A 13,458-nucleotide genomic window follows, 5' to 3' on the forward strand; every position below is an offset into this window, starting at 1 on the left:
AGCGGTGCCTAGGTATCATTACTCTCTGCTTTTAGGATGCTGTTTGCCGAAGCGCCCGCAGACAGATTGGCGTCTGAAAATGATCTGGTTTCCGGAAGTTCAAGATGCAGAGAAGACGTATGATCAATTTCAATGCGACCGCTGGTCAGAGTATAGTCCAGGACGTGTCCTCCTTTGCTCAGGTCGGCAGAAATAAAGTGCAGGTGGTAGCCCGGGACGCCAATCCCGGCGGCATAATCCGGGCACCGAAAACCCAGAATTGTCCCGTCCACGTTGTTCAGTTCAAACTCAGCCTGCGTTTTTTCGACCTCCAGCAGAGGTTTGTATGGCTTCTCCTGCCGTAGAACGTTTCTGTACTTTACGTGTTTAATGTTGCCGGTAAATCGAACGGCATAGAACAGATTTCTTGCCTCCGCCAAAGCATCAAGCTGGGTCTCAAGAGCATCCTTTTCTGTTTCTCTGTCCAAAGATCGAAAAACCGCAGGTTCGAAATTGGTGACGGCAGCATAAGGTGTCAGAGCCTTGTCGCTTGCGACTGAAGCATTACCATCCCCATCGAGGCGATAGGCGACGCCATCCAACACAATCATTTCTCCGTCGAGCGCATTGAACGTGCCCAAGCCGAAGTTTCCATGTTCCAGCAGTTGTTTAATGGAAACAGTCCCGTCGTAAACGCCCTGCATGACCGCGCTCAGCAGGGAAGCCTGGTAATACTCATGCGCATGTTTTTCGGATTGGAAACCCTGTTCCCTGGAATGGCTGACCAAAGCCGTTACAAAAGTAAGCTCTTTATCTTTTTGCATGCTGTTTGACCAATCTGTCTGCCTGGGTCTATACATTTCCGGCTATTCGAAACTGTCATGCTTTCCAGTATCGCGCGCCTCTCGAGATCGGGCAACATAGGAGAGAGAAATTGATTGTTCACAGCTTCGTAGAAATCACCAAGTTGCAATTCATATTTTTCAGCAACCTTCCCAAACGCAATCTAGACGAGTCGTTCCAGCCCAGAGCGGACCTTCACCCAATTAACAAGATTCTAAGTGTGCAGCCCGAAAAGCAGACATCGAATACCGTGACATCTCGATCAGGGTCAGTGGTTACCGACGCCCGTTCAACAACAAAACCATAACGCAATATCGAGATCAAATTTCATCTAGGCGGGTCAGTTGTGCCCGCACGCGTTTAAGCATTGCCCAATCAAGTGGCATGAAAAGGCCTGTCGCCAATTTAGTCGAGGTCCCAAGAGCATGTAGTGTCTCATCTCTCACCTCGCCCCAACGGTCCTTTACATCAGCCGGCGACGCCAATTTCAATTCGGCGACGCGCGACATGACACATTCAGCCATCAAGGCCATATAAGAGGCTCTTTCCGCAGCGCTCGTCCGGCTTGAGGACCTCGTTTCAATGCTGTCCAACGCGTTTTCGGCGCGCACACGAAAACCTTTAAATTTTTCAGGCCTTGAATGTCGGCGCTCTTCTAGCTCGCGCTCCGCTCCAAAAAAGTGAACGCGATAGCGGTAGCTGACCGCGCGCGGAAGGCCTTCGACCTTGCTGGCTCGCCGATGAAGTGCCATCGCCTGAGAAATCGCAACCGCAGCGGCCTCTTCGGTTGAAAAGTGTGCTTCTAGCCGCAGGCCAAACGCTTGTGCATCCCATGCATCCGCCAAAGCAAGCGGAACATCAGTTCGAGCAGCAAGATTTGCGGCCGCCAAGTCAAGCGCGAAACTTCCCTCTTGAATGGCCTCTGCCATAGCCTCTCCAGAGAGAGATTGGTCTGTGGTCTTTAATAGGTACGCTATCCCACGCCGTATCAGTGCATGGTTTCGGCCGGGTTCATTCTCCCTAGGGGTGATGTCTTCGAGTAGGCCATACAAGTTTTCCGCTTCAGCGTAGCACTCCAGCGCTTCGTCAAGAAGCTCAGCGCCCTTGGGGCTGCCACTCATGAGTTCACTTATTTTGGCATCCCCTGAAGCCAACTGCATGAGCGCACGCTGCACGGCCTTCTTTTGCGCGGCATCCAGCGATCTGTTTTCCTCCGTTGGCGTTTCTGAAGTCGACCCACCGTCAAACTTATCTAGCTCCGTTAGCCAGTGCTGACCGTCCATCCAATCCAAATACAACCGGTTTGTCGCCGCGGATCCTATGGCGTCGGTCAAATTCTCACGAAGCGTTTCCCGCGCCGACGCCCCAAGTTCTTTGCGCGTGAATTTGGCCAGCGCAATCCGATGCGCGCTGTGCGCGATCTTTGCTGCAACATGTGTGTCCGCCGATACGAATGAAGTGATTGGCGACCAAATACGTTCAAGTGTTTGAACCTGTGTACGCAAATCAGAAACACTCTCTTTGTCAGTTTCCCCGAGACGGCTCATCGCATCTCGGAAAATACTAAAGGCTCGGATCTGGTTGCGTGGTACATCGTTGTGTTTCTGAGCTGTTTGAAAGACAGAATTCGCGCGCTCTAGCGACTCGACTGCAGTGGCCTGATCCTGTCTGTAGGCGCGAAGCCGCAACGACATACCCCGCGAATCCAAACACTCTGCAACTGCGGCGTCTTGGCCAAGCACCTCATTTAGCTTTCTTGCCCGCCTTATTTCTGTGTCAGCACTGGCGTATTCGCCCAAAAGGACATTAGCCTCAGCGACGATGTGTCTTGCTTCAGCTTCCAAATCTGACTTTTTGACTTCTTTTGAATGCTTGATGACGGATCGAAGAGCCTTGATAGCTGCATTTATGTGCTTCGGCGAGTTAGGCCAGTCAGCAAGTGCATCGTCCATTGCGCGCATGGCTGTCTCAAGCACCATACGGACGTTTTCCTTCACGTCAGCGTCGAACAGGATCTGTCCCACTGAGCCTTTTGCGACGTCGTGTGGAAGTACTGCCTTTGACAAGTCAATGCCACTCAGGTCTTGATCGGACAAGTCTGCGTGTCGAAAGTTGGCATCCCGCCAAAAGGTGATCGGGTCGTGCCCGACCATTCTGGCAAGCTTTCGCAAGTCAGACGTATCGGCCAACATGACTTGCTCAACCTTCTCTTGCCAACTTGCCACTACCAATCCTCTGACACGATGAGATCGGCGATCATGAGTTCTCCGTGCTTCTCCGACATGTCGGCAACTCGTAGGAAACCGGCCGACAGCAACTCTTCTTTGATAACTTGTTCCGCTGCAGCCAAATTGACATCTCGATTAGCACGCCTTGCAAACCACTTTTGTTTACCCGGTTCTTTTAGCTTCAGGTCTGAGATCTCGATGTCCTCGCGGAGGCATCTTACTTCAAGTCTAAGGGTTGGTTTGTCGCCGTCGGCGTTCCTTTCGGCCAACCGCTTTACTTTCAGCCGCGGTTTCTCTGCAGCATCCCAGGGCGATCCGCTGAGGTGTCCTGAACCGATGGCACAAACCTCCCACGCTGGATGCCCGTCGACGGTTGTAAAGTGCTGTTCGAGATGGCCCGCGACCTTCTCCGTCAACTCGCGTCGCTTAGTGATGGATCGGCGCGCTTCCGCTTCTAAGGACAGATCGGCACTGGCATTGAGTGCATTCTTCACTGACAACCCCGCTTTTCCGCGCGCCTCTCCAGTCACTTCGTGTGTAACCTGTTGCGTCTGTTCTTCCTGCACCGGCGATCGGCTGACAGACGCCCGGATGACGCGTAAAGGTTCACTATCCTGAGCCAAGAGAACAATCTCTGCCCGCTTAAGCGCCAGTCGAAAGCGAACCCGATCATTTTCATCTGCGCCGAACCTTCCTTCGCGGAAAACGACATCAGCGTGGACGGTCGCGGTGTCTGCATCGTCAAAACTCGCGATCCAACCGTCGAGGGAAATCACTTGTCGAAGTGCTCTGCCAGCGTTGGACATTCTTCACCCCCAAAAGTAGTTGCACATCAATGAACTTAGCATGACCAACATTGATCAATCTGTCACTCTTTAAGGTCAGGTAAAGGCCGGCCCTAACGTGCCGTTGGCCCAAACCAACGAACGCTGCACCAGCAGCCCTCTTTCCTGCCACTTGCGGCAAGTGCGAAATCATGAGCGGGTCGAATTCACGCAAGCCGCGCAAAAGCGACCTTGACCGTACTTAGTCTATTGGTCGCTTTCAATTGGCGGCAACGCTGCGAAACACTGCGGCGCAAAGCGGCCATTTGCTGCAGTTGCCGAGAGGGCCTCTCATTCAGTTGGGCGCGGACATTGATGTGTGTGTTACCATGTTTAGTCTGAGAACGTTCGTAGTCGCAGGATCAAGCGTTGAGTCATAAGTTTGACAGCTGGGGCTTGGAAAAAGGATGCAAACTGACGGTCGCCGGAACGGCCTGCCCCTCTACCATGACAGCAAACGCTCCGTGCGTGACCGTAGCCCTGTCTTCTGTGTTGATAAAACAGGTCCCGATGGCCGCACCTTGCGCATAGGCATAGGCACCACTCGCTATGTAACCTGCGACTTTTCCGTCTTTCAGCACAGGTTCGTTGTGGTGCAGCAGGGGGCCGGAATCTTGCAATTTGATGTGACACAGGAATGGGCCTTTGCCGTCAGCCTTGCGAATAACAAAAGCGTCACGCCCGATAAACGGGGTAGCCTTTTCGGGCTTACAGACAAACCCCAGACCAACTTGATGAGGTGCCTCGGTGTAAGACATATCATGGCCCCAGTGTAAAAAGCCTTTCTCGATCCGCAGAGCATTCAAGGCTTCGCCGCCCACCAGTCGCAAATCCAGCGGCGCACCTGCCGCGCAGAGAAGCTCAAACACATGTTCGGCAAAATCGGGTGTAATGAAAATCTCCCAACCCAACTCACCAGTGTAGGACAGACGCTGTGCAAAGACGGGTGCGTGGCCGATGTAAAAATGCTGTAGGCTGTTGAACGGGAAAGCTTCATTCGACAAATCAACATCACTGACCGCGGCCAACAGGTCGCGCACCTTGGGGCCAGCGACTGACAATACAGCATAGGCCGAAGTTGCGTCTTGCAGGCGTACGTCTTCGCTGTCGGATATGTGGCGTTGCAGATGATCGCGGTCGCGGCGGGTGTGCGAAATCGAGGACATGACCATGAAGCTGTCCTTTCCGTGGCGTGCTACGGTAACATCGCTTTCAATGCCGCCGCGTTCGTTCAGCATCAGCGTATAAGCCACGCGGCCAACAGGCACGTCGATATCATTGGTGCAGATGCGTTGCAGGAAGGACAATGTGTCCGTGCCCTCGACCATCAGTTTGCCCAGCATGGAATAATCGATCATCGCCACGCCTGTCCGGGCGGCCTTTTGTTCGGCTTGAGCGTGGTCGAACCAACTGGGGCGGTGGAAAGAGTAGTCGTATTCCGGCGTGACGCCCTCGGGCGCAAACCAGCCCGGGCGTTCCCACCCCTGTGCCTCGGCATAGACGGCACCTTTGGCTTTCATAGGGTGATAAAACGGCGTGCGGCGCAGGCCACGTGCGCTTTCGCGTTGGCGACCCGGCCAATGCATCGCGTAGGTCAGCACCAGCGTTTCCGGGCAGCGTTCTCGCAAGTAGGGGTCGCGGGCCTGCCAGTCTTCGATGCGGGCCGGGTCCATCTCGGCCAGATCCAGAGGAGGATGGCCGGCCATGATCCAGTCGGCCAGCGCCTTACCCGCACCGGGGCCAGATTGTATACCGGTCGAATTCACGCCAGCCAAAACGTAATACCCCTTGAGGTCAGGTGCCTCACCCAAGGTGAAGCGACCGTCGTGGGAATAGCTTTCGGGACCGTTGAAGAACGTCCGAATGCCCGTTTCCTGTAAAATGGGCACGCGGTTCATGCTGAGTTCCAGCACTTCCATCACATCGTCCTCGACAAAGGGCAGACTGTCGAATTCAAAGCTTTCGGGGATGCCGTCCTTTGCCCAAGCCTTGGCGTGGAAATGTGCAAAACCGAATAGCAGCTTGCCTGCGTCTTCCTTCCAGTAGGTGCCATCACAATAGGATCGCAGCACGGGCAGGTCGCTGGGCAGATCGGGGATCGGTTCGGTGACAAGGTAGTAGTGTTCACAAGCATGAAGCGGTACACTGACGCTGTTTTGCTGCGCCAGCTCGCGCGCCCACATACCACCGCAATTGACGACGACATCTGCCGAGATCGAGCCTGCGTGTGTGCGCACGCCAGTGACTTTGCCACCCTCTGTTAGTACCTCCTCGACCTTGATGCGTTCGCGGATCGTCGCGCCATGCATCCGCGCGCCCTTGGCAAGCGCTTGGGTCAGGTCAATCGGGTTGGCCGAGCCGTCAGATGGCATGTGAATACCACCCAAGACACCGTCGGCATTCATCAACGGCCAGCGTTCTAGGATCTCGTCGGTGCCCATGTAAGGCGCTTCAATCCCGAACAGGGAGGCGAAATCGGCTTTGCGTTTCAGTTCTGCGAGCCGCTCTTCGTTGACCGCAATTGAGATGGATCCGGATTGCCGAAAACCGGTGTTCTGGCCTGTTTCCGCTTCGATTTCTTGCATCAGTTCCACGCCATAGCTCGCAAAGGCCGTGGTTGCATGGCTGCCCTGCAATTGTCCGACAAGCCCTGCCGCGTGCCAAGTGGTGCCGCTGGTCAGGGCCTTGCGTTCCAGCAGGATGACGTCCTTCCAGCCTGCCTTTGCCAAGTGGTAGGCCACGGAACAGCCGTGAATTCCACCGCCGATTATCACCACTTGTGCGTGGCTGGGGAGAGGTTTGTCCATGGTAGTTCCTGCTTAGGTTAATTGTGTCGCGAACAGGCGACCGGTGTTCGTTAGGCCTGTCTTAAGGCCTGAAAGGCGCATCATGTGCCAGGCGAGCGCCTGATTGCTTGAAATGACGGGCTTGCCGAGGACCACCTCTGCTTGTGGAATTACCTGCAAAGCGCGCAAGCTGGTGCATGAGACAAAGACACCTTCGCAATCGTCCCGCGCCCCGATCTGTTCGACCGCCTGCAAGATACTGTCGTCGCTGATGCGGGCGACAGTGAAATCATCTGACTGACCGAAGGTCGCCACCGCCGTGGTCTCGTACCCGGCAGCTTGCAGGTTGGCCTGCATTTCCAGTGTGACATCAACAGGATAGGGCGTAACTAGGGCGATGCGTTTCAGTCCAAGCGCCGCCAATGCCGCTTTGCTGGCACTGATTGGATTGGTCGTCTTTGCTTGGGGATGAACCTCGCGGATAAGGCTGTCCACCCTGTCTTCTCCGATCATGGTTGCGCCCGAAGTGCAGGCATAGCCCAACACGTCAAATCCGAATTGCGCCGGTAATAGTGCTGCAGTTCGCGGAAGATCAATCGCCATTTGACGAAGCGCATCCGGGGACACTTCCATCGCGTTTGGAATGCGCGCGGCGTATAGAGCGACGTTCTTTTCCGCCCCCAAGATCTGCGCGAATTCGTGCTCGATGGTTTGGTCAGTTTGCAGGACAATCAGCCCCATACGTGCCCGTGTACCGAGGCCGTCATCGGTGCTGAATTCGAGCGTCTCGATCGTGTCAGTCATCCCGCATCCGCCCCTTCCTGCTGGGCAAAGAAGGACGTGCCTTTAGGCACGGCGGGCAGGGCCATGTCGTATGACGTACACCGCACACGTCCACTTGCCTCACCGCGCACCAATTCGTGTGTGAACCTGCTGGGCAGATGGTTGGGGCTCAGCTCGATCGCGTCCTCGGCATAATAGGTGGTGATGTACAGCGTGCGGGATGTGTCCGACAGGTTCGGCGCGGAACCGTGCAGCAGGTTCACGTGCATCAGGCAAACCGAACCCGCCTTGCCCGTACATTTCACGATTTTGTCGCGCTGTGCGTCGACAATTGCGTCGTCTACAGCGCCTGTGAACACGCCGTCATGCCAATGCGAATGGATTGGACCCTTGTGGGTGCCAGGCAGAACTTCGAGCGGCCCGTTTTCAAGCGTCACGTCGTCGATAAACAACAAGGCAGTGATCATGTCGTCATTCGTCATCGGCTCGAACGGGAAATCCTGATGCCATTTGACCTGTGTCGCGGTGCCCGGCAGTTTTGAGTTCACCTTGCCGTGGTGGAACCGGATACCGGGGCCGATTAGTTCGGCGCAGAAATCGACGGTGGCTGCGTTGCGCATAATCCCTGCGAAAACGCCTGACACCTCTTCGGGGGATTGCACGCGGCGCAGACCAGGCGTGTCGGCGTTATGGCCGGGCTGCAAATCGAAACGGGGACGACCATCAAGGGTCTCTCCGTAGTCGTCGTCATATGCGCGGCTTTCATCGACCCAAGTTGCAAACTCGGAGCGCAGATCAGCCAGCTCATCTGCGCTGACCGCATTTTCCAAGACGATCACACCGTCGCGCCAGAAGGTACTTTTCTGCTTTTGCGTCAATAATCCCACTTGAAGCTCTCCCGTGCAGTCTGGTATATACCAGTTAAATTTGATGCAAGTTAACTAGAAAGGTTCCGGACCTGTCAACACAAACAAAACACTTGATCAACTGGTATATACCATACACCATTTCGATGACCGGTGATTCGAGGAACCGCGGTTTTGTTAGACAAGCATAGAAGCAGAGACAGCCAAGACGATCCGTCGTCCCGTCCCCGCTTTTTGCAAATTGCTGGCGAAATCAGGCGGCAAATTGCAATCGGTAGATTGAAAGAACAAGAAATCCTCCCGTCTGAACGTAGCCTGTCAGAGCAATACGACGTCAGCCGGATGACAGCCCGCCGGGCACTCGAGGCGTTGGAAACCGAAGGGCTGGTTTACAGTGCGGATAGGCGCGGACGCTTCGTTTCGCCCCAGCGGCTAAAATACAACGTCAGCAACATGGTTAGCTTTGTCAGCACTGCGCAGACTAATGATGTCGACCTTAGGATTGAAGTCGTCGAGACGGCTGCGACCGTTGCAGACAGAAGATTGGCTGAGCTATTCGAACTGCCCAAAGGCAGTCCGATCATCGCCTACACTCGCCTTTTTTACACAGGTGACCATCCGATCTTTATCGAGACCGAGTACCTGCCTGCAGACCGTTTCCCCGATTTTCTGCAACATGATCTGTGCCAGTCGACCACACAGATTCTTGAGAAATACTATGACGCATCTGCCAGCACCGGAGATATCATGATCCGTATGCGCGGTGTGCAAACAGACGAGGCACAGCTTTTGAGTATTTCCGCCAGCCACACGGTGATCGAGCTGGAACAGGTAATCCGCGACGCGGCCCGCGTGCCGTTTTGCTTTGGGCGTCAGGTATGGCGCGGCGAGATGGCTGAGTTTTCGGCCCACGCGATTGTCAGCCCACAAAGCTTTGACAAGGAATGAAGGACACCACAACATGCCATTGAACGCCACAGCGCCTGAGCGTGGATTTAACGACGCCGAATTCAGCGCCCGCACCGCCAAGGCGCAAGCGGCGATGGAGGTGTCGGGCCTAGCGGGCATGTTGCTGATGAGCGAGCAGGATGTCCGTTACTTCACGGGTTTCCATACGCTGTTCTGGCAAAGTCCGACGCGCCCTTGGTTTGTGTTCGTCCCCGCCAGCGGCAAACCTGTTGCCGTGATCCCTGAAATCGGGGCCGAACTGATGCGCCGCGGTTGGATCGATGACATCCGCACCTGGAGCGCCCCGACCCCGCAAGATGACGGAATCAGCCTGTTGCTTGACCTTCTTGGGCCGCTGGCAAAAGAGAGTGCCAAGATCGGCGTAATGAAGGGCCACGAGACCAAGTTGCAAATGCCGCTGGGAGATTGGGAACGGCTGATGGCTGGACTACCGGGGCTTGAGATTACCGATGTAACCGGGTTGGTGCAGGGGCTGCGTAAGGTCAAATCCCCGGCCGAGATCGGAAAGCTGGGGCACATTTGTGCGATTGGCTCTGCCGCATTTGGCAAGGTGCCAGAGGTTATTCACGAAGGGATGCCATTGGAAGAGGTGTTCCGCCAGTTCCGCCTGACCGCGATCGGTTATGGTGCAGACGACGCACCTTATGTTGTCGGTGCCGCCGATCAAGGTGGCTATGCCGACGTGATCTCGCCCCCATCGCGTCGACCCTTGCAGCATGGCGATGTGCTGATGCTGGATACAGGCTGCACATGGGACGGATATTTCTGCGACTTTGATCGCAATTGGGCCATCAGCCACGCGAGTGACGACGCCAGGCGGGCCTATGACGTGCTGTGGCGCGCCACGCAAGCTGGGATCGAAGCTGCAAAACCAGGTAATACCTGCCTTGATCTGTTCATTGCGATGTCGACGGTCATTGCTGAAATGGACAGTTCTGGCGGCGATATCGGGCGGCTGGGGCATGGGCTGGGAATGCAACTAACCGAGCAGCCCTCGCACGCAGCTTTCGACGAGACTGAGCTGAAAGAGAATATGGTGTTGACCATCGAGCCATCGCTTAGCTATGGCGACGGGCTCATGATGGTGCACGAAGAGAACATCGTGGTGGGCGGGGACGGGGCAAGTCTACTTACGTCGCGCGCAGCAACGGATTTGCCGGTCGTTACTTAGGCACGAACCGCAGCGCTAAATGATATCCAATGACACCTTTACGCGATCCATGACGATCGAAGACGTGAATTTGCTGACGTTCGACTCGTCGAAAAAGTACTCTTGGGTAAATTCCTCGTACTCGGCAATGTCCTGCACGATCACGACCAGAATGAAATCGGCTTCTCCTGTCGCATAATAGCACTGCTGGACCGCCGGAGCAGTTCGCATGCGGCGCTTGAAATCATCCAAATGCCTGCGGCTTTCGCGTTCGAGCATCACCTGGACAATCACCGTCATTCCCCGACCCAACTTGACCGAAGAAAGAACCGCAATCTCCCTTTCGATCACGCCGGTTTCACGCAACTTCTTTAGACGTTTTTGAACTGCTGGCGGTGACAACCCGATCTCAATACCAAGAGCTTCCGCTGTTAAGCGGGCATCGCTTTGAACAAGTTTCAGAATTTCGAGGTCTTTTTCATCCATGCGTCGATTTAGTTCGGCACTTACTCGTTACGCAACACATTTAATCGCTAGAACGGGTATTTTGACGAAATCCCTCCCTCATCGCCAATAAAATAAAGCGTATTAGTCGGGGGGCAAATCCAAAAAACCGTGTGTGGTCACCGACAATGCAGTTGAAGGAATGCCCTTGCTGTAAGGCGCACGCACACTCCCAACGGACGCTACGCTTTTGGCGCACGTCCGACACAACAATGGCAAGGAGGAACATAGTCCATGAAAGTCAAGAAAACCCTGATCGCAGCGAGCATAGCAATCGCAGCCACAGCAACAACAGCTTTGGCGGGCCCATTGCAGGATCGCATCGACGCCGGCGAAACAATCCGCATTGGTTTTGCAAACATTCCGCTTTGGGGATACCCGGATGAGGATGGCAATGCGGATGGCTTCACAAATGACATCGCCATCCAGACGCTTGCCAAAATGGGTCTCACAAACGTCGAAGCCGTTGTAACCGATTGGGGCGGGTTGATTCCAGGCCTGAAGGCCGAGCGTTTCGATCTCATTACAGGTGGCATGTACATCCTGAATTCGCGTTGTGAGAATGTTTCGTTCTCCGAGCCGGTAGCAAAGTCCGGCGATGGTGTTCTTGTTCCTGCGGGCAATCCTAACAACATCAACAATTACACCGACATTCTCGAAGGTGGCTTCACGATGGTGACCGGTGCAGGCTACAATACCGTCGAGGCCGCACAGCGCGTCGGAATCGATGGTGATACCCTGATGCAGGTGCCCGGCCCGACAGAAATGGTTGCGGCACTTAAGGCCGGCCGCGCCGATGCGGCAATCCTGACCTATTTTGAAGCGTCGCACCTAGCCGAAGATCACGATGAAATTGAGCTAGGAGACGTCTCACTTATGCCCATCTGGAGCCAGAACTTTGCTGGCATTGGTTTCCGTCATGAAGATCAGGACTTCCTTGCCAGCTTCAATGAGGCTCTCGCTGGCTATCTTGGCACGGACGAAATGATGGCGGTCGTCGCTGAGCATGAATACACAGTGGATCACCTTCCAGGTGACACGACAGCGGAATGGGCATGCGCCAACCGCTAATTTCTGTTCGCAGACGGACGGAGTGGCAGGCCTCAGCGGGCCTGCCACAATTCTTGACACCACCAGATCTAGGCACTCCCAATGAGCTTATTTGAATTTCTGAGCCAATACTGGCCGCTCTTGATGTCAGGCACGGGCGTGACTGTCGCCCAATTCCTGCTTGGCGCGATCCTAACCGTGGGTCTGGCACTTGTGTTCGGCTTGATGAAAATGTCATCGAACAGGGCGATCAAAGGGTCCGCTGTTGTCTACATCGAGATTTTTCGCGGCACTTCGCTATTGGTGCAGCTCTACTGGATTTTCTTCGTACTTCCGTTGTTCGGAGTAACGCTTGAGAAATTCACAGCCGGTTGGGTGGCTATCGGATTAAACGCAGGGGCCTATGGGGCAGAACTTGTGCGTGGCGGCATCATGGCCGTACCCAAAGGCCAATGGGAAGCGGCAACCGCCATCAACATGAGCGCAGCCCGCCGAATGTGGCGCATCATACTTCCTCAAGCATTGGTGAACATGCTTCCAGCATGGGGTAACCTGATGGTTGAAATCCTGAAAGGGACGGCCTTGGTTTCGCTGATCTCTGTCGCGGACCTGATGTTTCAAGCCAAACAAATCAACGCTAGCACATATTTATCGGCGCAGATATTTGGCACTGCATTGGTCATCTACTATATTCTGGCACGCTTTTTGCTGACCCCGTTCATGCGTTGGCTTGAGGGCTTCATGGCCCGCAAGTTGGGGAGGGCGTAAACCATGTTTGACTGGCTATTCACAGACGATTGGTTCCCAAAGTTTGACTGGCGCTGGGATTACGCTTGGGAAATCCTGCCGCGCCTGATTGAGGCAACAGGCAACACTTTGATCGCCGCCGCTGCGGGCTATCTTATCGCGCTTGTGCTCGGCTTGGCTTTTGCCCTTGCGCAGAGGAGCCAGAACAGGATTCTGACCTTTTTCGTGCGCGAGTTCGTCGAATTTATCCGCTCAACCCCGCTTCTGCTGCAAATCTTCTTTATCTTTTACGTGGGTCCGCAGTTCGGCATTACGCTTAGCCCGTGGGTGTCGGGTATGATCGCCATCGGTTTGCACTATTCCTGCTATCTGTCCGAGGTCTACCGAGGAGGGATTGACAGTGTGCCAAAAGGTCAATGGGAAGCGGCGACCGCTTTGAACATGACCACAGCGCAGACCTACAAACGATTGATCATCCCGCAGGCGATCCCACCGGCCATTCCGGGCTTAGGCAATTACCTTGTCGGGATTTTCAAAGACACGCCCATGTTGTCGGTGATCGGCGTTGCCGAGCTGATCCATACGGCAAACGCAATCGGCTCAGAAACATGGCGCTACCTGGAAGCATACACCATCGTCGGTGTTATTTTTCTTGCGCTCTCACTGCCTGCCGCAGGCCTTATCCGCGCATTCGAGGGATTCGTGCGCCGTAAACTAGGAATGTAAGAA

The 13,458-nt window shown here is 54.8% G+C and carries 12 protein-coding genes; 5 read left to right on the forward strand and 7 right to left on the reverse strand.

The annotated features are described in order from the left end of the window. Positions 1 to 8: 8 nt before the first annotated feature. From budA to Q1B21_RS21115, 6 genes are all read right to left on the reverse strand, one after another. Positions 9 to 803: an acetolactate decarboxylase gene (budA, locus tag Q1B21_RS21090; protein ID WP_299892880.1), complete on the reverse strand. Its 795-nt coding sequence runs from the start codon at positions 801 to 803 to the stop codon at positions 9 to 11. Positions 804 to 1,142: 339 nt separating this feature from the next. Next, positions 1,143 to 2,918 carry a hypothetical protein gene (locus Q1B21_RS21095; RefSeq protein WP_299892882.1) on the reverse strand — a complete coding sequence of 592 codons (1,776 nt, stop codon included), beginning with the start codon at positions 2,916 to 2,918 and terminating at the stop codon, positions 1,143 to 1,145. A 128-nt stretch (positions 2,919 to 3,046) separates the two neighbouring features. Next, positions 3,047 to 3,856 (reverse strand): hypothetical protein, encoded by an 810-nt coding sequence (locus Q1B21_RS21100; RefSeq protein ID WP_299892884.1) that lies wholly within the window; start codon positions 3,854 to 3,856, stop codon positions 3,047 to 3,049. A gap of 392 nt (positions 3,857 to 4,248) precedes the next feature. Further along, positions 4,249 to 6,681: an FAD-dependent oxidoreductase gene (locus Q1B21_RS21105; RefSeq protein WP_299892885.1), complete on the reverse strand. Its 2,433-nt coding sequence runs from the start codon at positions 6,679 to 6,681 to the stop codon at positions 4,249 to 4,251. A gap of 12 nt (positions 6,682 to 6,693) precedes the next feature. Beyond that, a complete protein-coding gene (locus tag Q1B21_RS21110) occupies positions 6,694 to 7,464 on the reverse strand; it encodes an Asp/Glu racemase (protein ID WP_299892886.1) in 771 nt (256 codons plus the stop codon). Further along, entirely contained in the window at positions 7,461 to 8,330 is an 870-nt protein-coding gene (locus tag Q1B21_RS21115) for a phytanoyl-CoA dioxygenase family protein (RefSeq protein ID WP_299892887.1), read from the reverse strand. The genes Q1B21_RS21110 and Q1B21_RS21115 overlap by 4 nt, the downstream gene beginning before the upstream one ends. Before the next feature lie 213 nt (positions 8,331 to 8,543). Here Q1B21_RS21115 and Q1B21_RS21120 point away from each other — a divergent pair, with 213 nt between their 5' ends. After that, the gene (locus Q1B21_RS21120) at positions 8,544 to 9,257 is read left to right on the forward strand and encodes a GntR family transcriptional regulator (RefSeq protein WP_299892933.1); all 714 of its coding nucleotides are present in this window, start codon (positions 8,544 to 8,546) and stop codon (positions 9,255 to 9,257) included. 13 nt (positions 9,258 to 9,270) lie between these two features. Next, a complete protein-coding gene (locus Q1B21_RS21125) occupies positions 9,271 to 10,449 on the forward strand; it encodes a Xaa-Pro peptidase family protein (RefSeq protein ID WP_299892889.1) in 1,179 nt (392 codons plus the stop codon). Between the two features lie 15 nt (positions 10,450 to 10,464). Here Q1B21_RS21125 and Q1B21_RS21130 read toward each other — a convergent pair whose 3' ends face one another. Further along, positions 10,465 to 10,914 (reverse strand): Lrp/AsnC family transcriptional regulator, encoded by a 450-nt coding sequence (locus Q1B21_RS21130; protein WP_299892891.1) that lies wholly within the window; start codon positions 10,912 to 10,914, stop codon positions 10,465 to 10,467. Positions 10,915 to 11,166: 252 nt separating this feature from the next. On the opposite strand from Q1B21_RS21130, the gene Q1B21_RS21135 reads away from it, so the two are divergent. From Q1B21_RS21135 to ehuD, 3 genes are all read left to right on the forward strand, one after another. Then, positions 11,167 to 12,003, forward strand: a complete 837-nt coding sequence (locus Q1B21_RS21135; protein WP_299085425.1) for a transporter substrate-binding domain-containing protein — start codon at positions 11,167 to 11,169, stop codon at positions 12,001 to 12,003. A gap of 81 nt (positions 12,004 to 12,084) precedes the next feature. Then, positions 12,085 to 12,750 (forward strand): ectoine/hydroxyectoine ABC transporter permease subunit EhuC, encoded by a 666-nt coding sequence (ehuC, locus tag Q1B21_RS21140; protein WP_120632256.1) that lies wholly within the window; start codon positions 12,085 to 12,087, stop codon positions 12,748 to 12,750. Between the two features lie 3 nt (positions 12,751 to 12,753). Continuing rightward, complete coding sequence (gene ehuD / locus Q1B21_RS21145; protein WP_299892893.1) at positions 12,754 to 13,455, forward strand: ectoine/hydroxyectoine ABC transporter permease subunit EhuD; 702 nt, start codon at positions 12,754 to 12,756, stop codon at positions 13,453 to 13,455. The last annotated feature ends 3 nt before the right edge of the window (positions 13,456 to 13,458 follow it).

The sequence above is a fragment of the uncultured Ruegeria sp. genome (assembly GCF_947504215.1).
In the GTDB taxonomy this organism is placed as follows: Bacteria; Pseudomonadota; Alphaproteobacteria; order Rhodobacterales; family Rhodobacteraceae; genus Ruegeria.

What these genes read in the sequence shown, in the direction of transcription:
- budA (WP_299892880.1), bottom strand. Translation starts at nt 803, where the DNA reads ATGCAAAAAGATAAAGAGCTTACTTTTGTAACGGCTTTGGTCAGCCAT.
- Q1B21_RS21100 (WP_299892884.1), bottom strand. Translation starts at nt 3,856, where the DNA reads ATGTCCAACGCTGGCAGAGCACTTCGACAAGTGATTTCCCTCGACGGT.
- Q1B21_RS21105 (WP_299892885.1), bottom strand. Translation starts at nt 6,681, where the DNA reads ATGGACAAACCTCTCCCCAGCCACGCACAAGTGGTGATAATCGGCGGT.
- Q1B21_RS21110 (WP_299892886.1), bottom strand. Translation starts at nt 7,464, where the DNA reads ATGACTGACACGATCGAGACGCTCGAATTCAGCACCGATGACGGCCTC.
- Q1B21_RS21125 (WP_299892889.1), top strand. Translation starts at nt 9,271, where the DNA reads ATGCCATTGAACGCCACAGCGCCTGAGCGTGGATTTAACGACGCCGAA.
- Q1B21_RS21130 (WP_299892891.1), bottom strand. Translation starts at nt 10,914, where the DNA reads ATGGATGAAAAAGACCTCGAAATTCTGAAACTTGTTCAAAGCGATGCC.
- Q1B21_RS21135 (WP_299085425.1), top strand. Translation starts at nt 11,167, where the DNA reads ATGAAAGTCAAGAAAACCCTGATCGCAGCGAGCATAGCAATCGCAGCC.
- ehuC (WP_120632256.1), top strand. Translation starts at nt 12,085, where the DNA reads ATGAGCTTATTTGAATTTCTGAGCCAATACTGGCCGCTCTTGATGTCA.
- ehuD (WP_299892893.1), top strand. Translation starts at nt 12,754, where the DNA reads ATGTTTGACTGGCTATTCACAGACGATTGGTTCCCAAAGTTTGACTGG.